Raw genomic sequence first — 15,750 nt, 5'->3', positions numbered from 1 at the left:
ATAGCCGGGGCGTTCTGTCCGAGTCTTCGCACATGGCAAACGCTCGATTCATACGCCCGTTTGATTTGGGTGCGCCCACCTTCTAGGAAAAGCCGTTGCTTGTCAATCGGCGAGACGCAACAGTCGCGAAGCGGCCGGGACGTCTGGGCCGGAGCATTCAGCAAGCTCACCCTCCTCTATTCACCACGCCTATCGTGACAATTTGCATCTGGCACCTGCGTGCCGGAAAAACCGGTATACAACTGTTCAAACGCAGGAGCGCACGTTAGAGTCCGACAGCAATGGCGATCTGCCTGCTGCTGTCGGAAGGAAGGACTCCGCCCGCCGCGCAGCCGGACCGCCTGGAACCTGTGGAACACAACAACAAGAAGCCCATGGCTCCAAGGAGATGGAACGATGACAAGCCGTTCGCTTGTACGTCTGTTGTCTGCGCTCGTGCTCACCACCCTTCCCCTCTTCGCCGCGGCCGATGCCGCCAGCGACTTGCTCAGCCTCCACCAGATGCGCCTGGCCGCCCAGCGCAGCCTCGGTGATTTCTTCATGTTCAATGCGATGGAAGGCGACCAGAAGTACTCCAGGCTGGTCGAGGCCTCGTCGCAGAATGCGGGCGAGGCGCTGGGCAAGCTGGGAACGATGCCCGGCAACGAATCCACGAAACTCAAGGCCCAACTGCAGGATCAGTGGAAAGGCTATGCGGCCCAACTGCGGACACTGACCGGGGCACTGGACAAGAGCGGATATACCGACCTGCAGCCGGTGTCCGACCTCGCCACGCAGAACCGCAAGCTGCTGGAGACCGCCGACCAGCTCTACGCCCGGATTCAGGAAGAAAGCGGCAGCAAGGTCCCGCCGCTGACCCAGCAGACCCGCGAGCAGAGCCTGCTGATGCAGGACATCGCGGTGGACTATGCCTCGCGCAACGCTTCGGTCGGCGCGAGCTTCTTCGGCGGCGGCGAAGAGCGTCCGCTGGATGACCTGGCCAACCGCTTCGCGATCAACCTGGTGAAGCTGCAGCAGGCGCCGCAGACCACGCCGGAGATCGGCAAGGCGCTGCGCTCAGTGGCGATCAAGTGGCACTACATCGAGAAGTCGTTGCAGAACTACAACCAGAACAGCGTGCCGTTCCTGATCAACAAGTATTCCGACCGCATCATCGAAGACCTGGAAGCCGTCTCCAGCCTCTACGCCGCGCAGCAGAGCTGATCGCGTCAGGCATGCTGCTTGAGGAAATCGGCGACCCGTTGCAGGTCGTCGCTGCCGCCCCGCTCGCCCCAGTACAGCGCCAGGAACTGGGGCGTCGCCTCGACCATGTAGACATCCTTCGGCAGGCCGGCCAGGGCCTCGGCCAGCTCGCCCTGGGCGCTCGCCTCGCGCCAGCGGTCCAGCCACACGCCCGGCTCGCTCTGCCAGTAGCACCAGACATCCCGATTCCTGCCACGGGCGCGGTGGTACTGCGCGCACTGACGCGGCGGCTGCCGCTCCATCCAGTGCGGCCACTCCTGGCGCGCGATCTGCATGGCCAGCCCCAGGCGCCGCGCCTGCAGGCGCATGTCCATCTGCCCACGCTGACCGCGCGAGGGAATCAGCCAGGTCAGCGGGCTGAGCACCAACGCAATGAGCAGGATCACCATCCAAACGGTCATATCGGGTATACCGGTCAAACATGGCCTGTCAGGCCATACTGATACTAACAAGTCCCCCGGAGGAGACGCTCATGCTCTACCAACACATTCTGGTCGCCGTCGACCTTACCGAAGAGTGCGACCCCGTGATGAAACGAGCCGTCGCCCTTGTCGGCAGCACCCAGGCCCGGCTTTCGGTGGTGCATGTCGTGGAGCCCATGGCCATGGCCTTCGGTGGCGACGTGCCAATGGACCTGTCGATGCTGCAACAGCAGCAGTTCGACCAGGCCAAGGAGCGCCTGCACCAGTTCACCCTTACCTACTCGGAAATCACCAGCTCCCAGTGCCATCTGGTCTATGGCCAGCCGCGCCAGGAAATCCACCGCCTCGCCGCTGAACAGGACTGCGACCTGATCATCGTCGGCAGCCACGGCCGGCATGGCCTGGCCCTGCTGCTGGGCTCCACCGCCAACGACGTGTTGCACGGTGCGCCCTGCGACGTACTCGCCGTCCGCCTGCAGAAAACCAGCTGATCGATGCGGCGGGCCCTATCGGGTCCGCCGCGCTCCACCTCAGAGCATATCGCCGCTCATCAGCAGTGGACGTACCTTCTGCAGCTGCGCCTCCAGCGAATAGCTCATGCTCGACGCCATGGAGAAGAAGCTGAGGAAAGCCTTCAGGTTCGAGTCGCTCTCGCAGGTTTCGTGAATGCGTTGCCAGAACGCCTGGTTCACCAGCTGCAATTGCTGGAACTGCTTCACCAACCCCTTCAGCTCCCAATCCGCATGACGCCCCTCGCGGAAGTTGAAGTACTGCCGCATCAGGTACAGCGACACCGCGCGCAGGATGAACTCCTGGTTGCTGGCGAACGGCAGGTGCTGCTGCGCCATGGGCTTGAGCTTGCTCAGCAGCGGGCAGGCGCTGGTCGCCATGATCACCCCGAGCAGCGCGCGCAAGCCCTCTTCCAGGCCCACGTGCTTGATGTACTCACGCTCGGGCGTACGCACCTGCACCGAGGCCTTCTTGAAGGCCGGCAGGCCGCGGAAGTCCTCGATCACCCGGTGCAGGTCCACCGCAGCGGGGCAATGGCTGCACTGCTGCGCGCTCAGCGGGCAGTTGCTGCACTGGTTGTAATCCAGGCGCGTCCAGCGTGGAGCCTGGGCGGCGGCCTCCTTGTCGTAACCTCGATCCAGTTCGATGCGGTAGCTGAACTCGTGCTCATCATCCAGGGTGATGCGGTACTCGATTGCCATTCGGCCATCCCTAACAGTCTTTGATCAGCGATACGCACGGGCACATCGCCGGACCGAACGGATCACTCTTCCAGTTCGGCCCAGCGCTCGATCAGCCGGTCCAGCTCTTCCTGCAGTGAGCTCAGGCGCGCCAGGGCGGCCTGGGCTTCGCTCTGCGGACGCTGGTAGAAGTCCGGCGACGCGGTTTCTTCCTGCAGTGCCGCCAGTTCTGCCTCCAGGGCGTCGATCTGCCCGGGGATGGCTTCCAGCTCGCGCTGCAGCTTGTAACTGAGTTTCTTTTTCGGCGCCGCCGCTTCAACCGGTGCGCTGGGCGCTGCTGCCGGCTGCGCGGGGGCGGGTTCGGCGGCGGGCTTGTCGCCCTTCTCCTCACCCACGCCCAGCAACTTGGGCGAACCGCCCTGGCGCAGCCAGTCCTGGTAGCCACCGACGAATTCGCGCACGCGCCCTTCGCCTTCGAACACCAGGGTGCTGGTCACCACGTTGTCCAGGAAGGCCCGGTCGTGGCTGACCATCAGCACGGTGCCGTCGAAGGTCAGCAGCACTTCTTCCAGCAGTTCCAGGGTTTCCACGTCCAGGTCGTTGGTCGGTTCGTCCAGCACCAGCAGGTTGGCCGGCTTGCTGAACAGTTTCGCCAGCAACAGGCGTGCCCGTTCGCCTCCCGAAAGCGCCTTCACCGGAGTGCGGGCGCGCTGCGGGGAGAACAGGAAGTCGCCCAGGTAGCTGAGTACGTGGCGGTTCTGCCCGTTGATGGTGATGAATTCGCGGCCTTCGGAAATGTTGTCGATGACGGTCTTTTCCGGCTCCAACTGGTGACGCAACTGGTCGAAATAGGCCACTTCCAGTCGGGTGCCTTCCTTGACGCTGCCGGAAGTCGGCTGCAGGTCGCCCAGCAGCAGCTTGAGCAGGGTGGTCTTGCCGGTGCCGTTGGCGCCCAGCAGGCCGATGCGGTCGCCGCGCTGCAGAACCAGGGAGAAATCACGGATCAGCGCCGGGCCGCCAGGATGAGCGAAGCCGGCATTCTCGACGACGATCACCTGCTTGCCGGACTTCTCCGCGGTCTCCAGCTGGAAGCTGGCCTTGCCCTGGCGCTCGCGGCGCTCGGCGCGCTCGTTGCGCATGGCCTTCAGCGCGCGCACGCGGCCTTCGTTACGGGTACGACGGGCCTTGATGCCCTGGCGAATCCACACCTCCTCCTGGGCCAGGCGCTTGTCGAACAGCGCGTTGGCCGCCTCTTCCGCTGCCAGTTCCTGCTCTTTATGCACCAGGAAGCTGGCGTAGTCGCCGTTCCAGTCGATCAGGTGACCGCGGTCCAGTTCGAGGATGCGGGTGGCCACGGCCTGCAGGAAGGCGCGGTCGTGGGTGATGAACAGTACGGCGCCGGGGAAGTCTGCCAGGGCGTTTTCCAGCCAGGCGATGGCGCCGATGTCCAGGTGGTTGGTCGGCTCGTCCAGCAGCAGCAGGTCGGGTTCGGCGACCAGCGCCTGGGCCAGCAGCACGCGGCGGCGCCAGCCACCGGAGAGCTCGGCGAGGGTCTTGTCGGCCGGCAGTTGCAGGCGGCTCAGGGTGGTGTCCACCAGCTGACCGAGGCGCCAGCCGTCGCGCGCCTCCAGCTCCTGCTGGACGCGGGCCAGCTTGGCCAGGTCGTCCTCGTTCTCGATGTGCATGCTCAGGTGGTGATAGCGCGCCAGCAGCTCGCCGACTTCGGCCAGGCCTTCGGCGACCACGTCATAGACGGTACGGTCGTCGGCGCGCGGCAGCTCCTGGGGCAGTTCACCGATCTTCAGCGCCGGAGCGCGCCAGATATCGCCGTCGTCGGGCTTCTGCTCGCCCTTGACCAGCTTGAGCATGCTCGACTTGCCGGTGCCGTTGCGGCCGATGACGCAGACCCGCTCACCCCGGGCGATCTGCCAGGACACCTTGTCCAATAAAGGCGTAGTGCCAAAGGCAAGGGACACATCGGTGAACTTCAGCAGGGTCATGGGGCATCTCCACAAGCAGGGCGCGCAGTTTACGGGAAAGCGCGGAAAAGTCAGAGGGTTGCGCGTATTCGTCGACTGCCGCTCAGCAGCTTTGGATGGCGCTTTCACCACCCCGGCGCAACGGCTAAGCTACCGGCAGCGGCGCGAGCCATCGCCGCCCTCCGATCATCATCACGGAAGTGCCATGCGCGGTCGTCTTTTCACACTGTTTTCCTGCCTGTTCCTCAGCCTGTCCGCCCAGACGGCCAACGCAGCGTCCCTGTCCCAGCAGCGCCAGATGTACGACGAGGCGCAGAAAGCCCTCGCCCGCAATGACAGCGGCCCCTACTTCCGCTACCAGTCGGCGCTCGCCGATTATCCGCTGGAACCCTACCTGGCCTACGACGAGCTGACCAACCGTCTGAAAAGCGCGAGCAACAGCGAGATCGAGCGCTTCATCAGCGAGCACGGCGACCTGCCGCAGATCAACTGGCTGAAACTGCGCTGGATGCGCCAGCTGGCCGACCGCGGCGACTGGAGCACCTTCGTCACCTATTACGACCCGAAGATGAATTTCACCGAGCTGGATTGCCTCTACGGCCAGTACCAGCTCGGCCACGGCACGAAGGCCGAGGGCTACGCCATCACCGAGAAGCTCTGGCTGGTGGGCAAGCCGCAGCCCGACGCCTGCGACACCACCTTCGCCATGTGGCAGGCCGACGGCCAGCTCACCGAGGATAAGGTCTGGAAGCGCCTGAAGCTGGCCGCCGAGGCCCGCAACTATGGCCTGGCCACCGTCCTGTCGAAACGCCTGCCGACCCTCGGCAACCAGGGCGCGCTGATGGTCAGCGTGGCGCAGAACCCCACGCAGGTGAGCCAGACTACTCGCTTCACCTCCCGCGACCATGCCACCGCCGACGTGGTCGGCCTGGGCCTGCGCCGCCTGGCCAAGCAGGACCCGGAGAAGGCCATCGGCCTGCTCGACTACTACAGCTCGGTACTGCCCTTCTCCAGCGACGAGAAAGTCTCCATCGCCCGCGAGATCGGTCTGAGCCTGGCGCGCAGCTACGATCCGCGCGCCCTGCCGCTGATGGAGAAATACGACCCGCAGCTGCGCGATAACACCGTCAGCGAATGGCGTCTGCGCCTGCTGCTGCGCCTGGGGCGCTGGGAAGACGCCTACGAGCTGACCCGCGCGCTACCGCCGGATCTGGCCGGGACCAGCCGCTGGAAATACTGGCAAGCGCGCTCGCTGCAACTGGCGCAGCCGCAGAACCAGCAGGCCATCAGCCTGTACCGGCCGGTGGCGGATGAGCGCGACTTCTATGGTTTCCTCGCCGCCGACCGGATCAACGCGCCCTACCATCTGAACAACCGCCCCGTCTCGCCCGACGCCGGCACCCTGCTGCGCGTGCGCAACGCGCCGTGTACCCGCCGCGCCCTGGAGTTCTATGCCCGCGGCGAGATCATCAACGCGCGCCGCGAGTGGTACCACGCCGCCCGCCACCTGAGCCACGACGAGCTGCTGGCCCAGGCGAAGATCGCCTATGACATGCAGTGGTACTTCCCGGCGATCCGCGCCATCAGCCAGGCCAAGTACTGGGACGACCTGGACATCCGCTTCCCCATGGCGCACCGCAACACCCTGGTGCGCGAGGCGCGCAACCGCGGCCTGCATTCCAGCTGGGTGTTCGCCATCACCCGCCAGGAAAGCGCCTTCATGTCCGATGCGCGCTCGGGCGTTGGCGCCACCGGCCTGATGCAGCTGATGCCGGGCACCGCCAAGGAAACCGCGAAGCGATTCGGCATCCCGCTGGCCTCGCCGCAGCAACTGATCCTGCCGGATGTGAACATCCAGCTGGGCGCCGCCTACCTCAGCCAGGTGCACGCCCAGTTCAACGGCAACCGCGTGCTGGCCACTGCCGCCTACAACGCAGGCCCGGGGCGCGTGCGCCAGTGGTTGAAGGATGCACGCCACCTGGCTTTCGACGTCTGGGTGGAAACCATCCCGTTCGACGAAACCCGCACCTACGTGCAGAACGTGCTGTCCTATGCGGTGATTTACGGGCAGAAGCTCAACGCGCCGCAGCCCATCGTCGACTGGCACGAGCGCTTCTTCGACGAACTCTGATCCACTTCCCGCCCGGCACCCTCCGGGCGGTTTTCATCCCCTCAAGGAAAAGGAAATTCCCATGCGCAAGACCGTACTGTCCGTCACCGTCCTGGCCGCTGGCCTGCTTTGCGCCGACCTGGCCCTGGCGGCCTGCGAGAAGCCGCGCAACGCCTTCGACAGCGTCTACTGCCTGAGCACCGAATACGCCCAGGTCGACCGCGAGCTGAACCAGGAATTCGGCACCCTGCGCAAACAGCTCAACGATGGCCAGAAGGCCGCGCTGAAGAAGAGCCAGCTCGCCTAGATCAAGGACCGTGACGCCCAGTGCAGCTATGAGCGCGACGGCGGCTACTTCGTCAATCTGCAGTGCGCGGTGGACAAGACCCAGGAGCGCCTGGGCGTGCTGCGCGAGCGGGAGCGCGAGTGCCAGAGCACCGGTTGCATCGAGGCCAAGCTGTAAGACAAGAACCGTCAGCCACGCTTGACCATGGTGTTGGCGATGGCATCGGTTTTCCGGCATACAACCGCGAACGGCTGTACGCCCTACGCCAAGGCTGACCTGTGCGTAGGGCGTATAACGCTCCGCGTTATACGCCGCCAGGCCTTGGCCACTCCCCGCTCGGAATTCGCCTGAGCGCCGTTGACCAGACTGAACCCCGGCATTGGCGACCGCATCGGTGTAACGGCGTACAACCGCGAACGGTTGTACGCCCTACTCCAGGACTTCCACGTCCATGCCCACGCGCAGCTCGCCGCTGTTCAGGGCGATCAGGTTCTGGCCGAACAGCGCCTCGCCGTCGACATTGCGGTACTGGAGCAGCGTCGCCAGCGGCTGGCGATCCGGGTCACGCTCGCCAGTCAGCGGGTCGATGGTGGTGAGAATGCAGCGCGCGCAAGGCTTGGCCACCTTGAAGGTGACGTTGCCGATGCGGATGCGCTTCCAGCCATCCTCGGCGAAGGGTTCGGCGCCCGCCACCACCAGGTTCGGACGAAAGCGCAGCATCTCCAGCGGGCGACCGACCTTCGCGGAAAGATCGTCCAGGGAGCCCTGGCCGATCAGCAGCAGCGGGAACCCATCGGCGAAATGCACCTGCTCGCCCGGCTCGGCGTAGGCGGTATCCACCTGACGCGCGCGCTGCTCGGGGATCTGCACCAGGCGCACTTCACGGCCGAGGAAGGTGCTCAGCCACTGGGCGGCGGCATCGCCGGCGTCCGGCACCTGCAACATGTCGCGCCAGATAACCACGCCACGCAGGTTGTCATCGCGGCCCGGCACGTTCACCAGCAGGTCGTCCATGCCCGGCGCGCGCAGGCGCAGCGCCTGGAAGTCATCCTGCCAGCGCGCCTCGATGCGGCCCATTTGCGGCAGCAGGCGCTGGGTCAGGAAGCGGCCATTGGCGGCCTCGACCACCATCCAGCGGCGGTCGCCCTCCAGACCGAGCGCGTCCAGGCGGATCGACTGCAAGGGCTCGTTGGCGGTGGATTTGACCGGGTAGCGGTAGAGCTCGCTGAGCGTGAACATCGGAGGCTTCCTTTCAGACGACGAAAGCGACCTTATACGGGTTGGGACGGGCGTCTAGCAATGCCGTCGGCGACGACGCGATAGCCACGCGGACGCCAAGGTCGGGAGTATGCCCACGACAACGGACTCATCCGACATGGATTTCGCGGACGAGGTCCGCTCCTGCAAGAGCCCCTCACCCTAACCCTCTCCCAGGGGGAGAGGGGACCGTTCGGTGCAGGATGAAACGTTAGCGTCAGCCGGCACGCACTGCTCCCTCTCCCTGAGGGAGAGGGTTGGGGTGAGGGGGAGCGCAGGCACAGGCTGTCCAGAAGAAGACAGTTGCTTCAGGGAGAGCCGCGACCAGCTCGACCCGTAGGAGCGGACCTTGTCCGCGAAGCGCCGGCAGGGCCGGCGGTAAACCAGGTCCGCGAGCTAGGGCTGAGCGCTCCCCTCGCTCCCGCAAGAAGAAGCCCTGTTACGCCGGGACCTTCTGTAAACGCCGGCGAACCACTTCCACCAGCTGGTCCGGCTGGAACTTGGAGAGGAAGTCGTCGCAACCGACCTTCTTCACCATGGCATCGTTGAAGCTGCCCGACAGCGAGGTGTGCAGCACCACGTAGAGGTCGCGCAGGCGTGGATCGTTGCGGATCTCCGTGGTCAGCCGATAACCATCCATTTCCGGCATCTCGGCATCGGTGAAGACCATCAGCAGCTTCTCCTCCATGTCCTGCCCCTCGTCCGCCCAGCGCTTGAGCTGCTGGAGCGCGCGCAGGCCGTCGGTGGCCACGTGCAGGCGCAGGCCGAGCTGGCCCAGTGTGTCGCGCAGTTGCGCAATGGCCACGCTGGAGTCGTCCACCACCAGCACCTCACGGCCACGGGTGCGTTCGAGCAGATCGTCATCCAGGCGATCGGCGGAAACGCGAGTGTTCATCGGCACGATCTCGGCCAGCACCTTCTCCACGTCGATGATCTCCACCAGGCGGTCGTCCACCTTGGTGATGGCGGTCAGGTAGTGCTGCCGTCCGGCGCCACCGGGCGGCGGCTGTACCGCCTCCCAGTTGAGGTTGAGGATGCGCTCCACCCCGCCGACCAGGAACGCCTGCACCGAACGGTTGTACTCGGTGACGATGATGGTGCTGCTGGCATCCGGCACCAGCGCGCGCATGCCGATGGCGCGGGACAGGTCGATCACCGGCAGCGTCTGGCCGCGCAGGTTGATCACCCCGCAGATCATCGCGTGACGTTGCGGTATCAGGGTCAGGCGCGGCAGCTGCAGGACTTCCTGCACCTTGAACACGTTGATCGCGAACTGCTGCCGCCCGGCCAGGCGGAAGACCAGGATTTCCAGGCGGTTCTGGCCCACCAGCTGGGTGCGTGAATCGACGCTGTCGAGAATACCGGCCATGCCTGCTCCTGGTGCGAAAGGGATAGTGCGTAAAGCTATCGGCCAGTCATCCGGATACAGGATAATGGCTCCGCGCCATCATGCCCGACTCTTTCGCATGCCACTAGTGTGCGTCAGCGGATCGGCAGCGCCTTCGCCAGCAGCGGCGAATCCTCCGGCAGGTGCATGGACAGCGCCGCCGGTCGTACCGCGAAGCGCAGATGGCGCCCTTCCAGGGGCTCGCCGTCGAGGTTCACGTCCAGCCCTTCGGCCGCGTCCACCACCAGCCACGGCAGGCGGGCGCGGACGAACAGCTCCTGGCCACCCAGACCGCTGCCGAGCAGGGCGCCCAGCGCATCGACCATGTCCTGCGGTGCGGGCAGGATGCTGACATCCAGCAAGCCGTCATCCACCCGTGCCTCCGGGCACAGCACATGCCCGCCACCAGCCTGCCGGCCGTTGCCGATGCCCAGGGCGAGAAATTCACCTTCCCAGTGAAAGTTCGGGCCACGGAAGCGCCCCCGCGCGGTGTGCACTTCGGAGAAGCGCGTCAGGCCGGTCAACAGGTAGGCGGCGCCGCCCAGCAGCTTTTTCAGCTCCTCGGGCGTATTGGCGGTGACCTTCGAACCGAAACCGCCGGTGGCCATGTTGAGAAACAGGTGACTGCCCATCTCGCCGATATCCACCGGGCGCGGCGGAACCTCCAGCAGCGCCAGCGCCTCCTCCGGCTCCAGCGGCACTCCCGCGGCGCGGGCGAAGTCATTGGCGGTGCCCAGCGGCAGGATCGCCAGGCTGGCTTTGCCGCCACGCTGGGCGAGCGCCTCGGCCACATCGCGCACGGTGCCATCGCCACCGCCGGCGACGAGGGTCGTATAACCGGCGGCGAGCGCTTCCTCGACCAGCCGCCGGGCATCCCCGCCCTCCCAGGTCACCCGCACGTCCAGCACGCGCCCGGCGCTGCGCGTGGCCTTGACCGCCTCGCGCACCGCGTCGTTGGTCGCCTGCTTGCCATGCAGGATGAGCATGGCCCTGGGTTGCGTCATGGTCGGTCTCCTCCCGATGCCTCCAGTGACTGTGCCCCCAGAGTAGCGGACGGGACTTGCGCCAACCTTAATCCACCCGCTTCAGGCCGGATAACCGGTGATCTCGCGGATGCTCTGGTACAGCGGCTTCAGTTGCTTGTACATGCGCTGATAGACCTCGCTGTACAGCCGCTCATAGGTGCGCTGCGCCTCCGGACGCGGCTCGAAGACATCGCCGACGCGCGTCATGGCGGCGATGGCGCTGGCGAAGTCCGGATAGAGCTTGAGCCCCACCGCGCAATCGATCGCCGCGCCCAGGCCGGAGGCCTCGTAGACATGCGGGCGCTCCGCCGGCAGGCCGAAGATATCGGCGGTGAGCTGCATCGCCGCGTCGCTCTGGGAGCCGCCGCCCGCTACGCGCAGGCGCTCGATGCGGGTGCCGGAGCGCTTCTCGATGCGCTCCTTGCCCTGGCGCAACGCGTAGGCCAGGCCTTCGAGGATGGCGCGGTAGATGTGCGCGCGGGTGTGCACATCGCCGAAACCGATGATCGAGCCCTTGGCCTCCAGCCCCGGCTCGCGGATGCCGGGCGTCCAGTAGGGTTGCAGCATCAGGCCCATGGAGCCGGCGGGCACGCTGTTGACCAGTTCGTCGAACAGTTTTTCCGGCTCGACACCCAGCTCGGCGGCACGCTGCATCTCGCGCAGACCGAACTCGCGCTTGAACCAGCTGACCATCCAGAAGCCGCGGTAGATCATCACCTCGGTGTTGAAGTGGTCGGGAATCGCCGCCGGGTACGGCGGGATCAGCGGGATGGTTTCCAGGTAGCGCGAGCGGGTGGTGTTGATGGTCGCCGTGGTGCCATAGGACAGGCAGGCGATGCGCGGATCGATGGCGCCGGCGCCGAGCACTTCGCAAGCCTTGTCCGCGCCCGCCGCGATCAGCGGCAGTCCCTCGGGAATACCGGTGTGACGGCTGGCCTCGGCGGTGATCTCGCCCAGCCGCTCGCCGGGCTTGAGCAGGTCCGGCAATTGTTCGCGGCGTACCTCCAGCGCCTGCCATTTCCAGTCGCGCGGCGCGGCCCACTGCAGGCGTTTGTAGTCGAACGGCAGGTAGGCCACGCTGGAGGCCACCGAGTCCACGTAGCGGCCGCACAGGCGCTGGGTGAGGAAGCCCGAGAGCAGCAGCACCTTGTGGGTGCGCCGTTGGATGTCCGGCTGTCGCTGGGCCACCCAGTTCACCTCGGCCTGGGTGCGGAAATAGTCCACCGCGCCCTGCGCGCCCACCAGCTTGAACAGCCAACCCCAGGGCCCCTTGATCGGATCGCCCAGTTCGGCGCGACGCTGGTCCAGCCAGATGATCGCCGGACGCAGCGCCCGGCCCGCCTCATCGACATGGATCACCGTGCCGCGCTGGGTGGTCAGGGAGACGCCACGGATGCGGCTGCGGTCGATATCGACGCTGGCCCACAGGCGCCGACAGGCCTCGCCCAGCTGTTCCCAGTAATACTCCGGGTGTTGCTCGGCCCAGCCGGGGTTGTCGGAGAAATAGGCTTCCAGCTCCACCTTGCCCTTGCCGACCAGGTTGCCCTCCAGGTCGAAAAGCAGTGCGCGCACGCTCTGGGTGCCGTTGTCGATGGCCAGCAGGTAGTTCTGTTCGCTCAAGGTGCGATCCTTCTTGTTCTTGATGTGGGCGCGCTCGCTCAGCGCACCTCAGGCAGGCTGTAGCTGCGCCGCCAGAGCGCCAGGTAGTCCTGTTCTTCACGTTTCCAGCGGGCGTCGTCCCAGCCCAGGCGCGGCTGGCACAGCGCGCGAATCTTCGGCAGCTCATGGACTGCCCCCTCGGCCAGCAGCAAACCGATGCGGGTACGGCGCAGCAGCAGGTCGTCCAAATACAGCACCAACTCGCCCTCCGCCGCCCAGGCCAGTTCGGCCCAGAGGCAATCGGTGTCGCCTATGCGTGCATTGCCGACTTCCTTCAGCAGCCGTGCCAACTCCGGTAAGGCGCGGCCATGACGCCCCGCCAGGCGGCGCTGCTGAGTCGGTGTCAAACCAGGAAGCGAGATGGTTTCGCTCGGGCTGAAGACGTTGTCTCCAGCCGACTCCAGCGGCCGCTCCAGCATCGGTGCGCAGGCTGCCAGCACCTCCAGCGCCAACAGGCGGAAGGTGGTGAGCTTGCCGCCGGCCAGCGTCACGCAACCGGGCTCGACCCACAGCGCATGCTCGCGTTTCTCGTCCGAGGGCTTGAGCGTTGGGGCGCCATCGCTGACCACCGGGCGCACGCCGGCCCAGGTGGAGCGCACGTCCTGCGCGGTGATCCGCGCAAACGGGAACTGCTGGGCGCAGGCGGCCAGCAGGTAGTCCAGTTCTTCGCGGCTGATCGCCGCATCGTCATCCAGCGTGTCGCGGTGATCGATGTCCGTGGTGCCGACCACGGTCGCACCTTCCCAGGGGAAGACGAACACCGGCCGCTTGTCCTCGCCATGCATGAAGCTGAAGGCGTGGGCCACGGGCAGGCGCCAGGCCGGCAGCAGCAAGTGGCTGCCGCGCAACGGGCGAATGTGCTCGCTGCCCTGCTTCTGCCGCAGCGCGTCGGCCCAGGCGCCGGTGGCCAGCGCCACGGCGCGGCTGCGGAAGCCAAAGCGCCGGCCGCTCTCGCGATCCTCGGCGACCAGCCCATGCACGCGGCCGTCGCGGCGCTCCAGTTCGATCACCCGCAGGCCGTTCAGCGCTTCGGCGCCATCGGCCCGCGCTTCGCCCAGCACGCGCATCACCAGCCGCGCGTCGTCGGTCACCGCATCCTGGAAACGGGTGCCGCCCAGCAGGCGCTCTTCCTTCAGGCCCGGTGCCAGGTAGCGCAGCTCTTCCAGGCGATAGAACAGATGATTGCGTCGCCCGGCCAGGGCGTCGTACAGCGACAGCAGGGTGCCGAACACCCGCGGACCGGGGAAGCCGCCCTGGTAGTGCGGCATGATGAAGCTCAGCGGATCGACCAGCCCCGGAGCCTCGCCCAGCAGGCGCTGGCGTTCGCGCACCGAGTCGCGGGTCAGGCCGAACTGGCCCTTGGCGATGTAGCGCAGGCCGCCGTGAACCATCTTCGAGGAGCGGCTGGAAGTACCCCAGGCGAAGTCGCGCTGCTCGATCAGCAGGCAACGCCAGCCGCGCCGCGCGGCCTCGCGCAGGATGCCGGCGCCGCTGATGCCGCCGCCGACCACGATCAGGTCCCAGTCGCGCGTTGCCAGCTCCGACAGCGCCGTGGCGCGCCACGCGGCATTCCAGGCGGACATGCCGTCAGTCCTGCAGCAGGGTGCCGGGGTTCATCCGGCTGGACGGATCGAAATGCCCGGCCAGCGCCTTCAGCGCCGCCATGCCCAGCGGGCCCTTCTCCACCGGCAGGTAGGGCGCGTGGTCCTTGCCCACGCCGTGCTGGTGGCTGATGGTGCCGCGGTTCTGCACGATGGCCTGGCTTGCCGCGTGCTTGAGCTTGCGCCAGCGCTCATGGGTTTGCGCGTAGCTGTTCGCCGGGCGGAACACATAGGTGGTGTAGATGCTCGAGCCTTCGCCGTAGACGTGGGACAGGTGGGTGAACACGTGCACGCGCTCGCCCTCGGCAGCCAGGCCGTCGCGCAGGCTGGCTTCGATGCGGTTCAGCAGGTTGTCGACGTTGGACCAGTCGGTGGCGGTTTCCAGGGTGTCGACCACGTAGCCGTTCTCCCACAGCGCCTCACGCAGGTAGGGGAAGCGGAAGCGGTTCTGCGCCCACTTCTTGCCCAGCAGGGTGCCGGTGAACACGCCACCGAAGCCCTTGAGCAGGCGCCGCGCGGCGCGCAGCGAAGTGGCGTTCTGCGCGCGGTCGCCGGTGACGCCGAAGGTCAGCATGCACTTGCCCTCCGCCGCGCCGCGCATCTTCAGGTAGCGCTCCAGCCAGGCGATCTGCCCCGGATGGCCGGCCAGGGCCAGTTGGGTCTGGGTCTCGATGGCGTTGGACAGGCGCAGCATGGACAGCGGCACCCGCGCCTGCACCAGCGTGCGGATGCCTTCCAGCGCCTGCTCCCAGGACGGCAGGAAGACGGCATAGAAGCGTTCGTCGTCGGCGATGCGCGTGACGCGCACCTTCACCGAGGAGAGGATGCCGAAGCGGCCTTCAGAGCCCATCACCATCTCGCGCAGATCGGGCCCCGCCGAGGAGGCCGGGAAGGTGGGGATTTCCAGGGTGCCGGCGAAGGTTTCCAGCGATCCGCCGGCGAACAGCTGCTCGATGCGCCCATAGCGCAGCGATTGCTGGCCGCTGGAGCGGCTGACCACCCAGCCGCCGAGGGTGGACAGTTCCCAGGACTGCGGGAAGTGCCCGAGGGTGTAGCCACGGGCGCGCAGCTGGCTTTCCACCTGCGGACCATTGGCGCCGGGGCCGAAGGTGGCGATCAGACTCTGTTCGTCCAGCTCCAGCAGGCGGTTCATGTGCTCCAGGGAGACGGTGAGCACTGCCTTGTCCGATTGCGGCGGGTTGATGTGGCCGGCCACCGAGGTGCCGCCGCCGTAGGGGATCACCAGGCAGTCCCAGAGTTCGGCGAAGCGCAGCAGTTCGCGGATCTGCTCGGCGGTCTGCGGGTAGGCGACGCCATCGGGGAACACGCCGAACTCGCCTTCGCGCATCGCCAGCCAGTCCGGCAGGCTCTGGCCGCGGGCGTGCAGCAGGCGGTCGCGGGCCTCGCGCACCACCAGCGGGTGCTCGGGCAGGCGCGAGGCCGGCACCTTGGCCAGCACCTGTTCCAGGGTCGCATCCGGCAGCGTCAGGCCGGGCCCGACCAGCTCGGCGAGAAAACCGCGCCCGTTCTCGGGGAGTTCCACTACCGTCGTTTCCTCACCCCAGCCGTTCCAGCGTCGCATGCCCGCTCCT

General features: G+C 66.6%; 12 protein-coding genes and 1 pseudogene. 4 read left to right on the top strand and 9 right to left on the bottom strand.

What is annotated here, in order from left to right; all coding sequences use genetic code 11:
- The first annotated feature begins 396 nt into the window (after window positions 1-396).
- Complete coding sequence (locus ACNFBT_RS04120) at window positions 397-1,203, top strand: hypothetical protein (RefSeq protein ID WP_416746684.1); 807 nt, start codon at window positions 397-399, stop codon at window positions 1,201-1,203.
- A gap of 5 nt (window positions 1,204-1,208) precedes the next feature.
- On the opposite strand, the gene ACNFBT_RS04115 is transcribed toward ACNFBT_RS04120, so the two are convergent.
- Window positions 1,209-1,643: a hypothetical protein gene (locus tag ACNFBT_RS04115; protein WP_416746682.1), complete on the bottom strand. Its 435-nt coding sequence runs from the start codon at window positions 1,641-1,643 to the stop codon at window positions 1,209-1,211.
- Between the two features lie 71 nt (window positions 1,644-1,714).
- On the opposite strand from ACNFBT_RS04115, the gene ACNFBT_RS04110 reads away from it, so the two are divergent.
- Window positions 1,715-2,155, top strand: a complete 441-nt coding sequence (locus ACNFBT_RS04110; RefSeq protein WP_416746680.1) for a universal stress protein — start codon at window positions 1,715-1,717, stop codon at window positions 2,153-2,155.
- Between the two features lie 39 nt (window positions 2,156-2,194).
- On the opposite strand, the gene ACNFBT_RS04105 is transcribed toward ACNFBT_RS04110, so the two are convergent.
- Complete coding sequence (locus ACNFBT_RS04105; protein ID WP_416746678.1) at window positions 2,195-2,875, bottom strand: DUF6901 family protein; 681 nt, start codon at window positions 2,873-2,875, stop codon at window positions 2,195-2,197.
- Window positions 2,876-2,937: 62 nt separating this feature from the next.
- Entirely contained in the window at window positions 2,938-4,854 is a 1,917-nt protein-coding gene (locus tag ACNFBT_RS04100) for an ATP-binding cassette domain-containing protein (protein WP_416746676.1), read from the bottom strand.
- Between the two features lie 184 nt (window positions 4,855-5,038).
- On the opposite strand from ACNFBT_RS04100, the gene ACNFBT_RS04095 reads away from it, so the two are divergent.
- Entirely contained in the window at window positions 5,039-6,964 is a 1,926-nt protein-coding gene (locus ACNFBT_RS04095) for a transglycosylase SLT domain-containing protein (protein ID WP_416746674.1), read from the top strand.
- Between the two features lie 61 nt (window positions 6,965-7,025).
- A pseudogene (locus ACNFBT_RS04090) lies at window positions 7,026-7,406 on the top strand (lysozyme inhibitor LprI family protein).
- 252 nt (window positions 7,407-7,658) lie between these two features.
- On the opposite strand, the gene ACNFBT_RS04085 reads toward ACNFBT_RS04090, so the two are convergent.
- The 6 genes from ACNFBT_RS04085 to ACNFBT_RS04060 form a co-directional block, all read right to left on the bottom strand.
- Window positions 7,659-8,468, bottom strand: coding sequence for an MOSC domain-containing protein (locus tag ACNFBT_RS04085; protein ID WP_416746672.1), 810 nt, complete (start codon window positions 8,466-8,468; stop codon window positions 7,659-7,661).
- A 457-nt stretch (window positions 8,469-8,925) separates the two neighbouring features.
- Window positions 8,926-9,855 (bottom strand): chemotaxis protein CheV, encoded by a 930-nt coding sequence (locus ACNFBT_RS04080; protein WP_416746670.1) that lies wholly within the window; start codon window positions 9,853-9,855, stop codon window positions 8,926-8,928.
- Window positions 9,856-9,968: 113 nt separating this feature from the next.
- On the bottom strand, window positions 9,969-10,877 hold the full coding sequence (gene yegS, locus ACNFBT_RS04075; RefSeq protein WP_416746668.1) for a lipid kinase YegS: 909 nt from the start codon (window positions 10,875-10,877) through the stop codon (window positions 9,969-9,971).
- 81 nt (window positions 10,878-10,958) lie between these two features.
- A complete protein-coding gene (locus tag ACNFBT_RS04070) occupies window positions 10,959-12,518 on the bottom strand; it encodes an FGGY-family carbohydrate kinase (protein WP_416746666.1) in 1,560 nt (519 codons plus the stop codon).
- A 38-nt stretch (window positions 12,519-12,556) separates the two neighbouring features.
- Window positions 12,557-14,140, bottom strand: a complete 1,584-nt coding sequence (locus ACNFBT_RS04065; protein WP_416746664.1) for an FAD-dependent oxidoreductase — start codon at window positions 14,138-14,140, stop codon at window positions 12,557-12,559.
- Window positions 14,141-14,144: 4 nt separating this feature from the next.
- On the bottom strand, window positions 14,145-15,740 hold the full coding sequence (locus tag ACNFBT_RS04060) for an FAD-binding oxidoreductase (RefSeq protein WP_416746662.1): 1,596 nt from the start codon (window positions 15,738-15,740) through the stop codon (window positions 14,145-14,147).
- Window positions 15,741-15,750 lie beyond the last annotated feature (10 nt).

The organism is Pseudomonas sp. NY15181 (assembly GCF_048068055.1).
Lineage (GTDB): Bacteria > Pseudomonadota > Gammaproteobacteria > Pseudomonadales > Pseudomonadaceae > Pseudomonas.
This window is presented reverse-complemented; position numbering and strand designations above follow the sequence as displayed.

Coding starts and splice junctions, on each gene's coding strand:
- ACNFBT_RS04095 (WP_416746674.1), top strand. CDS start 5,039: ATGCGCGGTCGTCTTTTCACACTGTTTTCCTGCCTGTTCCTCAGCCTG.
- ACNFBT_RS04100 (WP_416746676.1), bottom strand. CDS start 4,854: ATGACCCTGCTGAAGTTCACCGATGTGTCCCTTGCCTTTGGCACTACG.
- ACNFBT_RS04060 (WP_416746662.1), bottom strand. CDS start 15,740: ATGCGACGCTGGAACGGCTGGGGTGAGGAAACGACGGTAGTGGAACTC.
- yegS (WP_416746668.1), bottom strand. CDS start 10,877: ATGACGCAACCCAGGGCCATGCTCATCCTGCATGGCAAGCAGGCGACC.
- ACNFBT_RS04110 (WP_416746680.1), top strand. CDS start 1,715: ATGCTCTACCAACACATTCTGGTCGCCGTCGACCTTACCGAAGAGTGC.
- ACNFBT_RS04080 (WP_416746670.1), bottom strand. CDS start 9,855: ATGGCCGGTATTCTCGACAGCGTCGATTCACGCACCCAGCTGGTGGGC.
- ACNFBT_RS04115 (WP_416746682.1), bottom strand. CDS start 1,643: ATGACCGTTTGGATGGTGATCCTGCTCATTGCGTTGGTGCTCAGCCCG.
- ACNFBT_RS04085 (WP_416746672.1), bottom strand. CDS start 8,468: ATGTTCACGCTCAGCGAGCTCTACCGCTACCCGGTCAAATCCACCGCC.
- ACNFBT_RS04105 (WP_416746678.1), bottom strand. CDS start 2,875: ATGGCAATCGAGTACCGCATCACCCTGGATGATGAGCACGAGTTCAGC.
- ACNFBT_RS04120 (WP_416746684.1), top strand. CDS start 397: ATGACAAGCCGTTCGCTTGTACGTCTGTTGTCTGCGCTCGTGCTCACC.
- ACNFBT_RS04065 (WP_416746664.1), bottom strand. CDS start 14,140: ATGTCCGCCTGGAATGCCGCGTGGCGCGCCACGGCGCTGTCGGAGCTG.